Annotated in this window: 20 protein-coding genes and 1 tRNA gene; 16 read left to right on the top strand and 5 right to left on the bottom strand. The window is 43.2% G+C overall.

The genetic code is table 11. The annotated features are described in order from the left end of the window. The first annotated feature begins 1 nt into the window (after position 1). From WFH18_RS05890 to WFH18_RS05860, 7 genes are read left to right on the top strand one after another with little or no spacing between them, the layout of a single operon-like run. Positions 2 to 922, top strand: a complete 921-nt coding sequence (locus WFH18_RS05890) for a recombinase RecT (RefSeq protein WP_336754674.1) — start codon at positions 2 to 4, stop codon at positions 920 to 922. After that, positions 919 to 1,668 (top strand): hypothetical protein, encoded by a 750-nt coding sequence (locus tag WFH18_RS05885; RefSeq protein ID WP_336754673.1) that lies wholly within the window; start codon positions 919 to 921, stop codon positions 1,666 to 1,668. The genes WFH18_RS05890 and WFH18_RS05885 overlap by 4 nt, the downstream gene beginning before the upstream one ends. Beyond that, positions 1,665 to 2,033, top strand: coding sequence for a hypothetical protein (locus WFH18_RS05880; protein ID WP_336754672.1), 369 nt, complete (start codon positions 1,665 to 1,667; stop codon positions 2,031 to 2,033). Before WFH18_RS05885 ends, WFH18_RS05880 begins: the two co-directional genes overlap by 4 nt. Further along, entirely contained in the window at positions 2,033 to 2,524 is a 492-nt protein-coding gene (locus WFH18_RS05875; protein ID WP_336754671.1) for a hypothetical protein, read from the top strand. Before WFH18_RS05880 ends, WFH18_RS05875 begins: the two co-directional genes overlap by 1 nt. Next, positions 2,517 to 2,849, top strand: coding sequence for a hypothetical protein (locus WFH18_RS05870; RefSeq protein ID WP_336754670.1), 333 nt, complete (start codon positions 2,517 to 2,519; stop codon positions 2,847 to 2,849). Before WFH18_RS05875 ends, WFH18_RS05870 begins: the two co-directional genes overlap by 8 nt. Beyond that, complete coding sequence (locus WFH18_RS05865; protein WP_336754669.1) at positions 2,846 to 3,082, top strand: hypothetical protein; 237 nt, start codon at positions 2,846 to 2,848, stop codon at positions 3,080 to 3,082. The genes WFH18_RS05870 and WFH18_RS05865 overlap by 4 nt, the downstream gene beginning before the upstream one ends. Continuing rightward, positions 3,079 to 3,345: a hypothetical protein gene (locus WFH18_RS05860; RefSeq protein ID WP_336754668.1), complete on the top strand. Its 267-nt coding sequence runs from the start codon at positions 3,079 to 3,081 to the stop codon at positions 3,343 to 3,345. Before WFH18_RS05865 ends, WFH18_RS05860 begins: the two co-directional genes overlap by 4 nt. A gap of 81 nt (positions 3,346 to 3,426) precedes the next feature. Here the strand turns inward: WFH18_RS05860 and WFH18_RS05855 are convergent. After that, a tRNA-Arg gene (locus WFH18_RS05855) sits at positions 3,427 to 3,502 on the bottom strand. 190 nt (positions 3,503 to 3,692) lie between these two features. Between WFH18_RS05855 and WFH18_RS05850 the strand changes: the two genes are divergently transcribed. The 7 genes from WFH18_RS05850 to WFH18_RS05820 all read left to right on the top strand — a co-directional run bounded on the left by WFH18_RS05850 (position 3,693) and on the right by WFH18_RS05820 (position 9,793). Beyond that, a complete protein-coding gene (locus WFH18_RS05850; protein ID WP_005103790.1) occupies positions 3,693 to 4,628 on the top strand; it encodes an ABC transporter ATP-binding protein in 936 nt (311 codons plus the stop codon). Further along, a complete protein-coding gene (locus tag WFH18_RS05845) occupies positions 4,625 to 5,398 on the top strand; it encodes an ABC transporter permease (protein WP_004279041.1) in 774 nt (257 codons plus the stop codon). The genes WFH18_RS05850 and WFH18_RS05845 overlap by 4 nt, the downstream gene beginning before the upstream one ends. After that, positions 5,398 to 6,213, top strand: a complete 816-nt coding sequence (gene queF, locus WFH18_RS05840) for an NADPH-dependent 7-cyano-7-deazaguanine reductase QueF (protein ID WP_222110429.1) — start codon at positions 5,398 to 5,400, stop codon at positions 6,211 to 6,213. The genes WFH18_RS05845 and queF overlap by 1 nt, the downstream gene beginning before the upstream one ends. 19 nt (positions 6,214 to 6,232) lie before the next feature. Next, positions 6,233 to 6,886 carry a hypothetical protein gene (locus tag WFH18_RS05835; protein WP_114540900.1) on the top strand — a complete coding sequence of 218 codons (654 nt, stop codon included), beginning with the start codon at positions 6,233 to 6,235 and terminating at the stop codon, positions 6,884 to 6,886. Positions 6,887 to 7,191: 305 nt separating this feature from the next. Continuing rightward, on the top strand, positions 7,192 to 8,193 hold the full coding sequence (gene mltB / locus WFH18_RS05830) for a lytic murein transglycosylase B (protein ID WP_005265760.1): 1,002 nt from the start codon (positions 7,192 to 7,194) through the stop codon (positions 8,191 to 8,193). Between the two features lie 288 nt (positions 8,194 to 8,481). After that, positions 8,482 to 9,096, top strand: coding sequence for a septal ring lytic transglycosylase RlpA family protein (locus tag WFH18_RS05825; RefSeq protein WP_004279046.1), 615 nt, complete (start codon positions 8,482 to 8,484; stop codon positions 9,094 to 9,096). A gap of 241 nt (positions 9,097 to 9,337) precedes the next feature. Beyond that, the gene (locus WFH18_RS05820; RefSeq protein WP_044112162.1) at positions 9,338 to 9,793 is read left to right on the top strand and encodes an Mpo1 family 2-hydroxy fatty acid dioxygenase; all 456 of its coding nucleotides are present in this window, start codon (positions 9,338 to 9,340) and stop codon (positions 9,791 to 9,793) included. A 33-nt stretch (positions 9,794 to 9,826) separates the two neighbouring features. On the opposite strand, the gene WFH18_RS05815 is transcribed toward WFH18_RS05820, so the two are convergent. The 3 genes from WFH18_RS05815 to rpsB form a co-directional block, all read right to left on the bottom strand. Further along, on the bottom strand, positions 9,827 to 10,327 hold the full coding sequence (locus WFH18_RS05815) for a DUF3465 domain-containing protein (RefSeq protein WP_164543283.1): 501 nt from the start codon (positions 10,325 to 10,327) through the stop codon (positions 9,827 to 9,829). A 146-nt stretch (positions 10,328 to 10,473) separates the two neighbouring features. Further along, positions 10,474 to 11,349 (bottom strand): translation elongation factor Ts, encoded by an 876-nt coding sequence (gene tsf / locus WFH18_RS05810; protein ID WP_004645608.1) that lies wholly within the window; start codon positions 11,347 to 11,349, stop codon positions 10,474 to 10,476. Between the two features lie 142 nt (positions 11,350 to 11,491). Beyond that, positions 11,492 to 12,238: a 30S ribosomal protein S2 gene (gene rpsB, locus WFH18_RS05805; protein WP_004279050.1), complete on the bottom strand. Its 747-nt coding sequence runs from the start codon at positions 12,236 to 12,238 to the stop codon at positions 11,492 to 11,494. A 207-nt stretch (positions 12,239 to 12,445) separates the two neighbouring features. Here rpsB and map point away from each other — a divergent pair, with 207 nt between their 5' ends. Continuing rightward, complete coding sequence (gene map / locus WFH18_RS05800; RefSeq protein ID WP_114540898.1) at positions 12,446 to 13,273, top strand: type I methionyl aminopeptidase; 828 nt, start codon at positions 12,446 to 12,448, stop codon at positions 13,271 to 13,273. Positions 13,274 to 13,527: 254 nt separating this feature from the next. Then, positions 13,528 to 14,763 carry a pyridoxal phosphate-dependent aminotransferase gene (locus WFH18_RS05795; protein ID WP_004279052.1) on the top strand — a complete coding sequence of 412 codons (1,236 nt, stop codon included), beginning with the start codon at positions 13,528 to 13,530 and terminating at the stop codon, positions 14,761 to 14,763. 111 nt (positions 14,764 to 14,874) lie between these two features. Here the strand turns inward: WFH18_RS05795 and tnpC are convergent. Then, a partial coding sequence (tnpC, locus tag WFH18_RS05790; RefSeq protein WP_336754667.1) for an IS66 family transposase occupies positions 14,875 to 16,440 on the bottom strand: 1,566 nt, incomplete at its 5' end.

The following is a 16,440-nucleotide window of genomic DNA, read 5'->3' as shown; positions in this document are numbered from 1 at the left end:
TATGAATGCACCGGTAAAAACAGAAAATCAGGTTGCTGAGCACGATCCTAAGTCAATCAAGGCTTATGTGTCTGATGCAAAAATCCGTCAAAAATTTGAAGAAGTGCTTGGCAAGAAAACTCAAGGCTTCCTAGCTTCGGTAATGCAGGTGGCAAACCAACCACAACTTAAAGGCGCAGTACCTGCAACCGTAATCAATGCAGCAATGATGGCAGCAACGCTTGATTTGCCAATCAACAATAATCTTGGCTTTGCTTACATTGTTCCATACAAGCGCAAATTTAAAGATGCTCAAGGCAAGTGGTCTGAGTCTTTAGAGGCTCAATTCCAGATGGGATACAAGGGCTTTATTCAGTTGGCACAGCGTTCAGGCCAGTTTGCACGTATTGCAGCAACGCCAGTATTTGAAGGTCAGCTAGTTTCAGCAAATCCCCTGCTTGGTTATGAGTTTGACTGGACTGTTCCAAATCAAGGTGAAGCAATTGGCTATGTGGCTTTCTTTAAGCTACTGAATGGCTTTACTACTGAGCTTTACATGAGCACTGCTGATGTGAAAAAGCATGCGGGCAAATACAGCCAGTCATTCAAATATGGTTCTGGTGTCTGGAAAGACAACTTTGAATCCATGGCTCTTAAGACTGTGACCAAGCTGCTGTTATCTAAACAGGCACCACTTTCAATTGAAATGCAGACAGCACAACTTGCGGATCAGGCGATTGTTCGTGATGTAGAGACCAATGATTTTGATTACATCGATCATAACGAAAGTGTTGGTGCAATCGAAACCAAGATGACTGTTCCAGATGCTGAGTTCCCTGTGCTTCTTGAGCAGATCAAAGGTGGTGCATTCGAGAAAGATTATGTGCTGAGTGAATACGCGCTGACAGATGCACAACGTCAAGCTGTGGAGGTGCTGCCATGAAGTTATTCCGCTGCTCATCCCTACATAAACTTATTGGTGATGCTCAAAGCATTGCCAGTGAGCTAAGAAATGATGAAATCAATGCGCTTATTCGCAAGAAAAAACGTACTGATGATGAAGATGCTTTGATTCAAAAGTTAAAAAACAAGTCGCTTTCCGGTACAGCGATTAGTGAAATTCGAAAAATCGCAAAAGAGGATTTAACTGATACCCGAAAATTCAAGGGGAATGTTGCTACCAGAAAGGGAAATCTTCTTGAAGAAATGGCTATTGAATTGTCAGGCAAGATGCGTTTTCGCAAGTTTGAAAAGCATGTTGGTCGAGTGAACAACCATTTGATCACTGGTGAGTGTGATGTCCTGGATAAAAGCAATCGAATGATTCTAGACACCAAGTGCTCACAAGATATTGATACACATCCATGGTTTGCAGATGAGGCTTTAGAGAAGGTCAAAGATGCAGGCTATGACATTCAAATGCAGGGCTATATGTGGCTTTACGACTGTGATGTGGCGAATGTGGATTTTTGGTTGCTGCCCACCCCGTCTGAACTTCTTAGTGGCTGGGATGATCTTGAGTATTTAATTGATTCGGTTGAGAAGATCGACATCCGTGAGCGTCTGACAACTGTAGTTATCGAGCGTGATGAATCAATCATTCAGAAGATCAAAGACAAGATTCCGCACTGTCAGGAGTATTACGCAAAGCTGATGGCTGAACGTAGTAAGGGAGTGAAAGCAGCATGAAAATTAAAGAAGGTGGCGTGATGGAAGTTAAACAATTAGAACCCATGGAAATTGTGCGCAGTGAAATGGGAACTTGGACACATCCAGTTTATTCAAAATACATGAATGAGCATCTGGAAAACGAAGAATACGTAAGTCGTGAAGAGTGGGAAAAATTTAAAAGCCACTTTGGCGTAGACACTGTGATGTTCTGGATGGAGAGCCTTGTTAATTCTGATGATTGGGAAATCATGATGGATGATTGTGATATCACCAAGTGGGACCCGATTGCACCAAACGGCTTTTTCTTAATTGATATCAATTTTAGTGAAGATGATGCCTATGCCATTTTCGCTCGAAATAAATATGAAAGCGAGGTGGCGTGATGGATATTCAGAAAGAAAGAGAATTGTTCTTAGCTCACATGAGAAGTATTGGTTCAGCGGGGTTTATGTTTGAGCTAGATGAAGATGGAAATTTTGATGACATGTCCATGTCTTACGCGTGGTCAGCATGGCAAGCAGCCAAAGCCCAAGCGGTGCCGGAAGGGTTTGTGCTGATTAATAAATCTGATCGTAATCAAGAAATGTTGGAGCTGATAGATCAGCGCGACTACATGGAAAGCCAAGCAGAAGAACTAAAAGATAAGCTGCAGGCGCTTTATGGCGTGGATTTTGGAGAGCATTCTAACTGTAATTTCCCATTCCAAAATGCAATTGACTACGATGATTCTGATCTTGTTTTGGTGCCGAAAGAGCCAACATTAGAAGCATTAAAAGCTATATCTGCTGAAATTATTAAACCTAATAATGGTCGAATATTTTTAGCTAAAGTCTATAAAGCCATGATCGAAGCACAGGAGCCAGCCAATGACTGAAATTCAGCTAACAAACATTGCTGTGGCCAACTACATCATTGATCAGCTGTATAAAGAGAAACCTTTCTGGTTGGAGTTGGATCCAGGTCAGACTGGTTCTTTATTTAACATTGCCAAAGAATCAAGCCATCTTGAATTCGATGTGGTTGAGTGGACTAAATCAATCACAGAGGGTCGAGTTAAAGCAGGAACTGGAATTTTAATTAGAATAGAAGAAGTTTTTGCAGATCGTTTTTACCACATGCTTTCCAGTTACATCGACAATAACTGGCATAAACAAAACTTACCTGAATCGGTGGTGCAGAGCTTAAAGGAGGTGTCATGAACAAATACGATTGGTCAAACGTGCCGGATGAGGTGCAGTGGATCGCGACTGATAACAATGGCGCAGTATTTGGTTATGACTCGATGCCGGAAGAAAAGGATTTTGGGAAATTCATGCACACTTCGGGTTTCCTGTATTTTCCACACAATGGCTGGATGCCAGCCTATCAAGGTAACTGGCGTGAGAGCTTAGAGAAAAGACCGGAAGGTAAAAGGTTGGAGGTGAATCAATGACAGCAATGGCAAATATGGGTAACTTTATTGTTGCCCTGCCACCTTCAGACATTTGGTTGACAGATGATCAGGCGGCAGAATTTTTAGGATATGGTGGTGTGCATTTCAAGGCATCCATTATTTGCTTAAAAGGATTTCCAAAACCAAGGTACATCACAGAAACCACAAAAGGTCGAAGATGGAATTTAAAAAAATTATCTGACTGGTTGGAAAGTAGGCCGGAAGATTTGAAAAAAGCAATAGGCAGACCCCGCAAAATATAGCGGGGTTTTTCTTGATTAAAATATGGATTACGCCAAAATTACGCCAAAGGTATTACAAGTTATTGATTTTATAGGTAGTAGTGGTGCGCTCAGCGGGACTCGAACCCACGCCACAGGCTTCGGAGACCTGTACTCTATCCAGTTGAGCTATGAGCGCATCTTTTTTGGATCGCGCACATCATAACAAAAAAAAGCATAAGGTAAAGCAACTATCTCTAACTTCATCATTTTTATGCTTAAGCTTTATACAATGTTCCAAAACAGCAACACAGAATTATATGTGAATCACTTGGCTTATTTTGCGAGATCACTCACAATATCTCAACTTTTCACCATTTGAGATATTCATGACTGATGCACTGATCTTAAGGGATTTGTCAAAGACCTATCACAATGGCTTTCAGGCATTGAAAGGAATTAACTTAAATGTACCAGAAGGTGAATTTTATGCGCTACTGGGTCCTAACGGCGCAGGAAAATCTACCACCATCGGTATTATCAGTTCATTAACAAAAAAAACATCCGGTACAGTCGAAATTTTTGGTCATAATCTGGATACCCACCCCTCTCAGGCCAAACAGTGTCTAGGTGTGGTGCCTCAGGAATTCAACTTTGCCCAGTTTGAAAAAACCTTCGATATTTTGGTGACTCAGGCAGGCTATTACGGCATTCCTAAAAAAATTGCACAGGAACGGGCGGAGCTTTATCTGACCAAACTGGGTTTATGGGAAAAGCGTTCCACTCAGGCCCGCATGTTATCCGGCGGGATGAAACGTCGCCTGATGATTGCGCGTGCCATGATGCACGAACCGAAACTGCTGATTCTGGATGAACCGACAGCTGGCGTTGATATTGAGTTGCGTCGTTCGATGTGGGAATTTTTGAACGAGATGAATGAAAAAGGCACCTCCATCATTCTGACCACGCATTATCTAGAAGAAGCGGAAATGCTGTGTCGCCGTATTGCGATTATCGATCGCGGTGTGATTAAAGAAGACACCACCATGAAAAGCTTCCTGAGTCAGCTCAATGAAGAATCGTTTATTTTTGATCTGGCCGAACCGATTGAACCTTTGCATCTGGATATCATCGGCGTGCGATTTAACCTGATCGATCCGATGACCTTAGAAATTACCATGGATAAGGCACATACCATGAATGATCTGTTCCAGTTGCTGGAATCACAGAATATTCAGGTACGCAGTATGCGCAATAAATCCAATCGTCTGGAAGAACTTTTTGTGAAAATGGTCGAGAAAAATCTGGATGGAGCTGCGCAATGAACATTAATCAACTCAGCGTAGCTTTATATACCATTATCTATAAAGAAGTGCGTCGCTTTATGCGCATCTGGCCACAGACCCTGTTGCCACCTGCAATCACCATGAGCCTGTACTTTGTGATCTTCGGTAATCTGGTCGGTTCACGCATTGGAGAAATGGGCGGCTATAGTTATATGGAGTTCATTGTGCCCGGTCTGATTATGATGGCCGTGATCACCAACAGCTATGCCAACGTCTCGTCTAGTTTCTTCAGCTCAAAATTCCAGAAAAGTATTGAAGAACTGATCATGAGTCCGGTACCGATGCATGCCATTTTATGGGGTCATGTATTGGGCGGTGTGATTCGTGGGATACTGGTTGCGATCATTGTCAGTGCAGTGAGCTTATTTTTTGCCGATTTATACATCACCAACTGGTTTGTGACTATATATACAGTCTTGATTACTTCCCTGCTGTTTTCCTTGGGTGGTTTTATCAATGCCGTCTATGCCAAATCTTTCGATGATATCTCGATTATCCCGACTTTTGTGTTAACGCCACTGACCTATTTAGGTGGTGTGTTTTATGCTATTTCGAGCTTAAGTCCGTTCTGGCAAAATCTATCTTTAATTAATCCTGTCGTGTATATGGTCAATGCTTTCCGCTATGGCATTTTAGGACATAGCGATGTCAATGTCGCCATTTCACTGACAGTAATTACCTTATGTTGTGCCGTGCTGTATGCAGTGGCCTATCATTTACTCTCCCGTGGTTCAGGAATGCGTGAATAATGAGTGTAGAACAATCTCTCCTTGGTAAAGACACCAATTATCCGACAGAATATCAGCCTGATGTTCTGTTTCCGATTTCGCGCGCGCCTGCCCGTGAACAATACGCACATGTCGAAGCGATTCAGCAAGGTGCAGACTGGTGGCATGTTTTTGAAATTTCCTGGTTAAATTCAGCCGGTGTGCCGCAAGTGTCTATCGGCCGCATTAGCTTGCCAGCGTCTTCGCCGAATCTGATCGAATCTAAATCTTTGAAGCTGTATTTCAATAGCCTGAATTTTGCCAAGTTTGCATCTAAAGAGGCCTTTATCGCGACCGCAGAAAAAGATTTATCTGCTGCGGCTGAAGCTAAAGTTAAACTGCAACTGTTTCAGGTTGATGAGTTAGAGATCAGCAAGCCTGAAGGCATCTGTATTGATGAGCTGACACCTGAGCGCCTAGAAAATCATCCAGATGCCAGTTTATTGGCTTTGGATTCGGATGATGCAGCAGAAGGTGAAATCCAGCTGTATTCACATTTACTTAGAAGTAACTGCCCAGTCACTGGCCAGCCGGACTGGGGAACAGTTTTTATACGTTATCAAGGTAAAAAACCTTGTTATAAGAGTATTTTAGCTTATATTATTTCCTACCGTCAGCATAATGGGTTCCACGAACAATGTGTGGAGCAGATGTTTGCCGATATCTGGCAGCAACTGAAACCGGAAAAGCTGATGGTCTACGCAACCTATACACGCCGTGGTGGATTGGATATCAACCCTTGCCGTGTATCGGATTTAACATGGATGCCTCGCCCTATTCGTTTAGCGCGACAATAAAAAACATTGAGGTTGAACAATGCCATTTTTTGGGTTTATTCCTTCTGCAGAGCTTTTAAATACAATTCAGACTGCACAAAAAAACAAAAATTCAAGTGAGCCGCTTTACCCATTACGTGATAAAACCGCATTGATGATTAATGATGAAATTATTGATGCGATTCTCACCGAGCTGGTGCGTCGCTTCCCTGCCAGTGATAAACGCGATACTGCGGAAAAACTGGCTGGCTATATCAAGTCGACTGTTGCGGTTTTGCTGAAGCAGTTATTGAGTAAAGCGCCGAACGATGTGGTCAGAGAGTCGATTGCATTCTCTGAGCGCAGTCTGTTTAAAGATCCTGAAGGAAATTTCCGCATTGGTGAGTCACTGGATGCCAATCTGGTGACAAATTTAAAACATCATTATGCGGAGCTTAAAGCCGGTCAGAGTATCGATAAACAAGCGTTCAGTAACCTGTACAAGCAATTTGGTGAAGCGACAGTACGACATTTTATGGTCGACTTTAATAAAACCCTAGATCTTGGCATGATCAAACGCAAGGCAGCAGATATTGGCGCATCTGCAGTGATCAAGGCCATCAATATGGCAGCAGATAAAATTATTCTGAATTTGAATAAAGATGAGCTGCGCGCCATGGCCGAATATCACGACACTTTGTTCTATACAGAATAGTTTTGGATAGCATGGTTTCAAGATTTTCTACAAATCTTGAGGAATTAGCCTGACTTCGGTCAGGCTTTTTTATGATCAGTGAAATAGCTTGTTACAGATAAGCGGCTCTATAAGACAGACTGCCGTAAAAATAGCCAATCCATCGCTATTTTTGTATAAGCGGCTAGGTCTCTTATTCATCCGAATGTTATCTTTAATCTGGCACTTTAAGCCTCAGGATTGAAAAAATTTTATCAATCTTTTTCATGGCATGATTCAAATGACATCGCCAGAAACTCATCAAAAAAACTGGAAATCGTAGCAAGATGTTGAAATCGGATTTTTATAAAAAGTTTAAGCAGCTTTCAATCGCACTTACCGCATTTGGTCTCAGCAGTTTGAGTCTGGCCAACGATTTCCAATATCACCCTTCTTATGCCGCTTTTAAGCAGAACGCCATGCAGAGCTATGGGCTGAGTGCCCAGCAAGTAGATTCCGCCATGAGCGGGACGCGTAATTTGCCTAATATTATCAATATCATGAATCGCCCAGGTGAAAGTAAGCCTTGGTATTCGTATAAAACTAACTTCTTAGCTGAATCTACCATTCAGCGCGGCGTACGTTTTAAACAGCAATATGCAGAAACGCTTAACCGTGCTGAACAGCAGTTTGGTGTACCACAGGCGATCATTCTGGGCATTTTAGGTGTAGAAACCGGTTTTGGTAGCAACAAGGGCTCTTTTGTCACTCGTGATGCCCTAGCAACCTTAGGGTTTGGCTATGAACGTCGTGCCCAGTATTTTCAGGATGAACTGGCTGCTTTAATTGCCTGGTCGTATAGAGATGGTGTTGCCACCTCTTCTGTGGTGGGTTCGTATGCCGGCGCTGTTGGCTATCCGCAGTTTATGCCGAGCAACATTCCAAAATTCGGCGTGGACTACGATGGCAATGGTCATATTGACCTGCGTAACTCAGCGGTAGATGCGATTGGTTCGATTGCCAACTATCTGGCACAGCACGGCTGGCAGCGTAATCAGCCCATTGCCTTTCCGGCACGTTATACCGGTTCAAATCCCGATGCCGTGATTGCCAAAGATCTGACTCAACCTATACCTTATGGTGTGTTAAAAACGCAAGGCATCAGCCCAATGAATCCAATCGTAAAAATTGACGATCTGGATCTGGTCAATGTAATTCAATTACAAGAGAATTATGGCTCGATTTACTACATCACTTATCCAAATTTTCAAGTGATTACCACTTATAATCGTAGCCGTATGTATGCTACTGCTTTGTGGCTATTAGGTACCGAAATTACCAGCCGTTAACACTGAAAATTAATATAAATTATGAAAGTCAACATTTTTATAGGTTAATTTGTACGTATTTTAAGCAATTTTAATATCATGTTACAATATTGATTATTTTTTAATCAATCATTGTTTATTTTGCGTTCTTTTTTTAACTATTTTAATTAAACACTAGACAGGGTATTGTCGGCATGAATATTATCCATTTCGTTAAATGTAGTTGCATAAGTTAAATATCAGGCATGTTTATATGGTTTTTCAGCCATTTATGAACAACCAATAGATATGCTGTTAGGAGTTGATTCGATGCATTCTTCAATTTTGAAGTCTTTTATGGCCATTGCCACGATCGTCACGCTGACGCAATCACAGGCAGATATGGTTCCGTCATCTTCATTCACCAATGAAAATGACAATTCGCGTCTTGCAACGCGAGTACTCAATAAAGAAGCTCAAAGCTTCAATTCAAATTTCACAAATTTGAACAGCCTTTCAATCACTGAGCGTTCTGGCGATAAAGTTCGCCGTGAAACCATTGCAGCGAAAATTGAACTTCCTGCAGAAGAGCCTTCAGTGATTGAAAAACTGAATACAGTGGCTTCTAATACTGTACGTAAATTCAGTCAGACAGGTACAGCGTCTTGGTATGGTCGTCAATTCCACGGCCGTAAAACTGCAAGCGGTGAAACCTTTGATATGAACGCAATGACTGCTGCTCATCGTAGCCTGCCATTGAACTGCTATATTCGTGTAACTAACCGCAATAACGGCAAGAGCGTCGTGGTTAAAGTAAATGACCGCGGTCCTTTCCATGGTAACCGTGTTGTTGATTTATCTTACGGTGCTGCGAAACAGTTAGGTATTACCAGTGCCGGTACTGCAAAAGTCAGTATTGAACGTGTCGCTGGCCCAAATTCTTAAGATTTGACCTGCAACACATTTAACAAAAGCCACAGCAATGTGGCTTTTTTTATTGTGCTCATTTTCTAGAAGAATATAAACGCTCCTGCTCAGCCCTATCTTAAAGTTCTTTCAAGAAAATTTTGGTAGGCTCATCCTGCCTAATAAAATCCCTTCACCTGCATGATTAACTTTTGACCATATCCGGATTCTGCTTTATATTTCCAGATAAGCAAAACATGTTCATGGAATGGAGCGAAGAATGAAAACAATATCTAAATGGTTTGATGAATATAGTGACAGCCATCAAAATAAAACCAACAAGCTGATTCACTGGGTCTGCGTACCAACCATCTATTTTTCGATTATTGGCATTCTGGCACATTTCAGCGCTTTGCTGACTACCCTGCTACTGGTTTTGGCTTTTATCTTCTATGCACGCCTGGATCTTGTTTTGGCAGTAGCGATGGCTGTATTAACTTTAGTAATGGCCTGGCTCATCTGGATTCTACCAGTCGGTACCGGTTTCTTTATTGCTCTGTTTGTCTTGGCTTGGATTGGCCAATTTTATGGGCACAAAGTGGAAGGTAAAAAGCCTTCATTCTTCAAAGACCTCCAATTCCTCCTCATTGGCCCAATTTGGTGCATGGATGCATATTTAGGTAAAATCCTACCGAACTGGAAATCACGCCATAGCAGCGCAATTATGAGCGTTTAAACGCTATATTCGATTTATCCAATTGGAAGAACCTTATTGATAGGTTCTTCCTTGATGTTTTAACCAGCCATCGACATGTTTTCGCGCAGGGTCATGATGCGTCCAGTGAATCACCCCGCCCTTGTCACTGTATTCATATTCTCCATAAAACTCGACCTGATCCTGTTTTTGAATATTCTGAATACGCGGCGCTAGATCGATATTATGTGCAACCAGTACAGTTTGGCCATTTGGTAACTCGAGGATGAACTTTTGATGACGCGATCCTTCATGATCATCTGGTAAAAAAGCAACCACCTGCCCGCTTGAACGGACCTGTAGATCACTCTGGCGATGTTGAAACGCCCGTGCAATTCGGTCCAGATCATCAGTCGTTTGAGACGATACTAAGTTAGGCTCTGAATGAAGCGTTTCAGTTATGGCATCAGATGCGGATGGAACAAGTAGTTGGGACTGCTGTAGATCCAGGCCCAGATAAGCAGCAATCAACAATGCAATGACTGCACCGATGCCCAGATTGGTTTTATTTGGCATTTTTTATAACTTTTTTATTAAATGATAAATACATGATCTGAGCTCTATCACCAGACCCAAATCCTGTTCTTGAATTGCTAATGAAGAATAGATCAGCATAAAAAAGCCCCATCAATCAGATAGGGCTTTTTCTAATTCCTAAGGAATTATTTTGCAGCAGCTTGGGCAGCAGCAACTTCTTCAGCGAAGCTCATTTCTGCTTTTTTCTCAATGCCTTCACCAACTTCGAAACGAACGAAGTTTGCAACTGTAGTACCAGTTGCTTTAAGAACGTCCGCAACTTTCTTGTCGTTGTCGATTACGTACATTTGACGCTCAAGCACAACTTCATTCAAGTATTTCTCAACAGAACCTACAACCATCTTCTCAACGATGTTTGCTGGCTTGCCTGATTCAAGTGCTTTCGCTTCAGCAATTTCTTTCTCTTTCGCAATAAGCTCAGCAGAAACGCCTTCAGCATTTACAGCAACTGGATTGAACGCAGCAACGTGCATTGCCAAGCCTTTACCTGTAGCTTCATCACCAGTGTAAGAAACAACAACACCGATTTTAAGACCGTGTTTGTAAACTGCAAGGTTTTCGCCTTCAACAATTTTCGCACGACGTACTTGGATGTTTTCACCGATTTTTTGAACAAGAGCGATACGCGCTTCTTCAACAGTTGTACCATCTTCTAGTTTCAATTCAGCGATTTGAGCAGGATCAGTTACGTTTGCAGCAAGTGCAGCAGCAGCAACTTTCGCAGAGAAACCAGCAAAGTTTTCGTCTTTTGCAACGAAGTCAGTTTGACAGTTAACTTCTAGAAGAAGTGCCTTGTTGCCGTCTTGAGCAATTGTGATCGCGCCGTCAGCAGCAATGTTACCTGCTTTTTTAGCAGCTTTAGCTTGACCAGATTTACGTAGGTTGTCGATCGCTAGTTCAACGTCGCCGCCCGCTTCTGTCAAAGCTTTTTTACATTCCATCATTGCAAGACCAGTACGATCGCGCAATTCTTTAACCATGCTTGCTGTAACTGCAGTCATGTTTATCTCCTAAATTCGGTAGAAAATGAATTCTTTTTAGAACAGAAACGGCCCAGAGGAGTTCTCATGGGCCGCCTGCATACATAACGCTTACTTTGCCACCATCACATGTCGCAAAAATGACAAGCTAGCGTCAAACGCATTAAGCCTCAGAAGCTGGAGCTTCTTCTGCTTTAGCTTGTGCATTTGCTTGTGATTGAGCATATTCTTTACCAGCAAGAATCGCATCAGCCATAGCAGAAGCATAAAGTGTTACTGCACGGATCGCATCATCGTTACCCGGGATAACGTAGTCTACGTTGTCTGGGTTAGAGTTTGTATCAACGATACCGATTACAGGAATACCAAGGTTCTTCGCTTCTTTGATTGCAATCGCTTCGTGATCAACGTCGATTACGAATAATGCGTCAGGTAAACCACCCATGTTTTTAACGCCGCCTAAGCCACGCTCAAGTTTTTCCATCTCACGAGTACGCTCTAGAGCTTCACGTTTAGTCAGCTTAGCGAAAGTACCGTCTTGAGATTGAGTTTGAAGGTCTTTTAAACGGTTGATAGATTGGCGAAGTGTTTTCCAGTTCGTCAACATACCACCTAACCAGCGGTGATCTACATATGGTTGACCAGCGCGTTGAGCTTGTTCACGGATGATTGCAGAAGCTGCACGTTTAGTACCAACGAACAAAACTTTGTTCTTTTTGCTAGCCAAGTTGTTAGCAAAGTTCAAAGCATCATTTAACGCAGGAACAGTGTGCTCAAGGTTGATGATGTGAATTTTGTTACGCGCACCAAAGATGTAATCACGCATCTTTGGATTCCAGAAACGAGTTTGGTGACCAAAGTGCGCGCCAGCTTGAAGAAGGTCGCGCATGCTTACGTTGTAATCTGCCATTTTCTTTACCTTAAAGTTTGGGTTAGGCCTCCATATACCCGCATTCTCCACCCTAAAGGGCACCCAGAGTAATGTGTCGATATATGTGCGGATTTTTTTGCCTCATCGCACAAAGCCCGTGAAATTTATTCACGAAAAAGCATTTGATAAAATGGGCGGCTATTTATACCATAGTCACACACAAATTTCCAAAAGTTTTTAGAGATCATGAACAACACTTACCAAGCTCCACGTCGACTCATCAAAACCCCTGACGAAATTGAAAAAATGCGTGTGGCAGGGCGACTGGCGGCAGAAGTTTTGGATATGATCAAACCGCATATTGTTCCGGGTGTCACCACTCTGGAACTTGATACGATTTGTCATGACTATATTGTCAATCAACAACAGGCGATTCCAGCATGCTTAGGCTATGGCGCTGCACCGGGTCGACCTGCCTTCCAACATACTATTTGTACTTCTGTGAACCATGTGGTGTGTCACGGCATTCCATCAGACAGTAAAAAATTGAAAAAAGGCGACATCCTGAACATTGATGTGACCGTGATTAAAGATGGCTATCATGGTGACACCAACATGATGTACATCGTGGGTGGTGAAACCACTATTCTTGCCAACCGTCTATGTAAGGTAGCGCAAGAAGCCATGTACCGGGGTATTGAAACTGTAAAACCGGGTTCAACCATTGGCGATATTGGTCATGCCATTCAGCAGTATGTTGAATCTGAGCGTTTTGGCGTGGTACGTGAATATTGTGGTCACGGTATTGGTACGACTTTCCATGATGAACCGCAAGTGCTGCATTATGGTCAACCAGATACTGGCATGGTGCTTGAAGAAGGCATGACCTTTACCATTGAGCCAATGGTCAATGGCGGCGACTGGAAAACCAAATTACTCGGTGATAAATGGACAGTGGTCACCAAAGATCATTCATTATCGGCACAATATGAACATACGATTCTGGTGACTAAAACCGGCGCGGAAATTTTAACAGCGCGCCCGGACGAAGATTTGTCACGCTTTAGCGCATAATCACAACATCAGCAACACAAAATGGTCACTTTAAAGTGGCCATTTTTATTTTATATTTCATGCATCCATATGCATGACCGAGATGTAACAAGTCTCTCCTCGTGTGTTCTCAGCGCATCGAAATTCAAGATAAAGTTCGGTCAATACACCATTTTTTCCTTAAAGTTTTCTAAATTCTTTTGCCCTATCTGCACCATTTTAGGCTAAGATAATGTGCTTTTTATTTTTTAATCCCTATAAGAAGGAATACTGCCGTGGACGTACGTCTCTCTGATCGTGTGAATGCCATCAAACCGTCCCCTACGCTTGCTGTGACCAACAAAGCTGCTGAATTAAAAGCTGCAGGTCACAACGTGATTGGTTTGGGCGCAGGTGAACCAGATTTTGATACCCCTCAACACATCAAAGATGCAGCAATTGCAGCGATTAACAACGGTTTCACCAAATACACCGCTGTTGACGGTACGCCAGGTCTTAAAAAAGCCATTATTGCTAAATTCAAACGCGACAATAACCTAGACTATGCAGCAAACCAGATTCTGGTTTCTTGTGGTGGTAAGCAATCATTCTTTAACTTGGCACTTGCTTTGTTAAACAAAGGTGATGAAGTGATTATTCCTGCACCTTTCTGGGTAAGCTACCCGGACATGGTGATCATCGCTGAAGGCGTACCAGTTATTGTGAAATGTGGTGAAGAACAACGTTTCAAAATCACCCCTGAACAATTAGAAGCTGCAATCACGGACAAAACACGTCTAGTGGTATTGAACAGCCCATCTAACCCTACAGGTATGATCTACACTAAAGCTGAGCTTGAAGCGCTGGCTGGCGTACTTCGTAAATACCCAGAAGTATTTATCGCATCTGACGACATGTATGAACCAATCCGTTGGGATGACGAGTTCTACAACATCGCAACTGTTGCTCCAGACCTTTATGACCGCACGATTGTGTTAAACGGTGTGTCTAAAGCTTATGCAATGACTGGCTGGCGTATCGGCTACGCAGCGGGCCCTGCTAAACTGATTGGCGCAATGAAGAAGATCCAGTCTCAATCGACTTCAAACCCAACTTCTATTTCGCAAGTTGCTGCTGAAGCTGCATTGAACGGTCCTCAAGATGTACTTGAGCCAATGATTGAAGCATTCAAACGTCGTCATGACCTGGTTGTGAAAGGCTTGAATGATATTCACGGTATTTCTTGCCTGCCTGCTGATGGTGCATTCTATGCATATGCCAACATCAAACCGTTGATTCGTGCCAAAGGTCTTAAATCTTGCACAGAATTCTCTGCATGGTTACTGGAAGAGACTGGCGTTGCAGTGGTTCCTGGCGATGCATTCGGTCTTGGCGGTTTCATGCGCATCTCTTACGCTACTGCTGACGAAGTACTGGTGGATGCACTTGCACGCATCAAGAAAGCGGCTGATTCAATCGAAGGCGTTGACGCTGCGATTGCTTCAATCGAAGCTGAAAAAGCTGCAAAATAATCTAGCTTGCTAGATAAAAAACCCGCGAGTTTCGCGGGTTTTTTTATGTTCTTCAACATGTATTAAACAGTGAGTCGTATTGTAAGCGTCCGCTGAATCCCATACCAATTTTTAATTCGATTTAGGTTTCCAGCAGTGTGGCAGTAACTCTTCAATCTGGGTCACTTTATGTGTCGGCAGCCTTTTCAGCACATCACTTAAATAGGCATACGGATCCAAGCCATTCAGCTTTGCTGACTGGATTAAAGTCATGATATTGGCAGCTCGTTGGCCGCTGCGCAGCGAGCCAGCAAACAGCCAGTTCTTACGTCCCAACGCCCAGGGGCGCATCTGATTCTCAACCCAATTATTATCTATAGGTAAATTGCCATCATCCAGATAGCGGCTTAAGGCTGGCCAACGCTTCAGAGTGTAATTGATCGCCTTGGCGGTTGGAGAACTCGATGGTACCGTCAGTTGATGTTGGTTGAGCCATTCATATAGTTGTTGCATCACTGGTTGACTATGCTGTTGTCGGTATTCGCGGCGGTCTTCCGCTGTACCATCGGTCTTTTTCCTGAGTTCTGCTTCTATCGCATACAGTTTCTGAATCAGCACTAAGGCCTGTTCAGCGACCTGACTTTTCCCGGTCACATGCAGTTCATGGAATTTACGACGTGCATGGGCCATGCAGCCCACCTCAATGACCTGGCCTGATTTAAAGCGTGCTTTATAACCACTGTAATCATCACAGACTAGATTGCCCTGCCAGCCTTTCAAGAACTCTGCAGCATGCTGGCCTGAACGACTATCCTGAAAGTCATAGATCACCGCCTGAACTGGATTGTACTGTGTAGTGGCATAGGCCCAGACATAACCTTTCTTCGGTTTTTTCTCATCATCACCCATCCGCATGATGGTGACCGGTGTTTCATCTGCATGCAGCACCTGCTGTTGTAGTACCACCTCTTTTAAGGCATTGGCCAGAGGCTCCAGTTCTACACCGCAGCGACCTATCCAGTCAGATAACGTTGATCTAGAAAGCTCGATTCCCGCCCGCTGATAGATCAGGCGCTGACGGTACAGCGGCAAATGATCGGCATACTTCGATACCAGCACATGGCTGAGCAGTTCAGGTGAAGCAATGCCTTTATCAATCACATAGGCAGGCATCGCTTGCTGAGTCAGGGTGTCACACTGATCACAGACCCATTTGCCACGCACATGCTGTTCCTTATAGAACTGTGCCGGTCTGAAATGCAGTTTTTCACTGATATCTTCGCCGATACGACGTAACTGGCAGCCACAACTGCATTGGGTTGATGCAGGTTCATGCTCAATACGGATGGTGTGTAGATGATCCGGCAGCAGTCGACGTTTAGGTTTGTTGACTGTGGCTTTCTCTGTCGCTGCATCGGTTTTATCTGCATTCAGCCGTTCCAGTTCCAGATCAACGGCTGCAATATCTTCTTCGACCGCTTCATCCCAGAGATGGATTTGTTTTGCAGTGAGATGTTCGTTTTTACTGCCGAATTTGTGCTTTTTAAACAGCGCCAGTTCATGCTCGTATTTTTGATTGAGAATGGCAAGATGTTGGTTGCATGCTTCAAGATGCTGAACTTTGGTATCTAATTGTTGGTTATCTTCTGCGAGTTGTTGATGCTGCATTGCCAACTGTCTGGTAAATTCCAGCAGTTG

The sequence above is a fragment of the Acinetobacter sp. USHLN143 genome (assembly GCF_037145695.1).
Lineage (GTDB): Bacteria > Pseudomonadota > Gammaproteobacteria > Pseudomonadales > Moraxellaceae > Acinetobacter > Acinetobacter fasciculus.
Note: the sequence above shows the minus strand (reverse complement) of the source record. Positions and strands in the feature narration are given on the sequence as shown.

Bases quoted from the DNA above. Each gene is read 5' to 3' on its own strand.
- WFH18_RS05870 (WP_336754670.1), top strand. From the start codon at position 2,517: ATGACTGAAATTCAGCTAACAAACATTGCTGTGGCCAACTACATCATT.
- WFH18_RS05885 (WP_336754673.1), top strand. From the start codon at position 919: ATGAAGTTATTCCGCTGCTCATCCCTACATAAACTTATTGGTGATGCT.
- mltB (WP_005265760.1), top strand. From the start codon at position 7,192: ATGTTGAAATCGGATTTTTATAAAAAGTTTAAGCAGCTTTCAATCGCA.
- tsf (WP_004645608.1), bottom strand. From the start codon at position 11,349: ATGACTGCAGTTACAGCAAGCATGGTTAAAGAATTGCGCGATCGTACT.
- WFH18_RS05820 (WP_044112162.1), top strand. From the start codon at position 9,338: ATGAAAACAATATCTAAATGGTTTGATGAATATAGTGACAGCCATCAA.
- WFH18_RS05880 (WP_336754672.1), top strand. From the start codon at position 1,665: ATGAAAATTAAAGAAGGTGGCGTGATGGAAGTTAAACAATTAGAACCC.
- WFH18_RS05825 (WP_004279046.1), top strand. From the start codon at position 8,482: ATGCATTCTTCAATTTTGAAGTCTTTTATGGCCATTGCCACGATCGTC.
- WFH18_RS05845 (WP_004279041.1), top strand. From the start codon at position 4,625: ATGAACATTAATCAACTCAGCGTAGCTTTATATACCATTATCTATAAA.
- rpsB (WP_004279050.1), bottom strand. From the start codon at position 12,238: ATGGCAGATTACAACGTAAGCATGCGCGACCTTCTTCAAGCTGGCGCG.
- WFH18_RS05890 (WP_336754674.1), top strand. From the start codon at position 2: ATGAATGCACCGGTAAAAACAGAAAATCAGGTTGCTGAGCACGATCCT.
- WFH18_RS05875 (WP_336754671.1), top strand. From the start codon at position 2,033: ATGGATATTCAGAAAGAAAGAGAATTGTTCTTAGCTCACATGAGAAGT.
- queF (WP_222110429.1), top strand. From the start codon at position 5,398: ATGAGTGTAGAACAATCTCTCCTTGGTAAAGACACCAATTATCCGACA.
- WFH18_RS05850 (WP_005103790.1), top strand. From the start codon at position 3,693: ATGACTGATGCACTGATCTTAAGGGATTTGTCAAAGACCTATCACAAT.
- map (WP_114540898.1), top strand. From the start codon at position 12,446: ATGAACAACACTTACCAAGCTCCACGTCGACTCATCAAAACCCCTGAC.
- WFH18_RS05815 (WP_164543283.1), bottom strand. From the start codon at position 10,327: ATGCCAAATAAAACCAATCTGGGCATCGGTGCAGTCATTGCATTGTTG.
- WFH18_RS05860 (WP_336754668.1), top strand. From the start codon at position 3,079: ATGACAGCAATGGCAAATATGGGTAACTTTATTGTTGCCCTGCCACCT.
- WFH18_RS05865 (WP_336754669.1), top strand. From the start codon at position 2,846: ATGAACAAATACGATTGGTCAAACGTGCCGGATGAGGTGCAGTGGATC.
- WFH18_RS05835 (WP_114540900.1), top strand. From the start codon at position 6,233: ATGCCATTTTTTGGGTTTATTCCTTCTGCAGAGCTTTTAAATACAATT.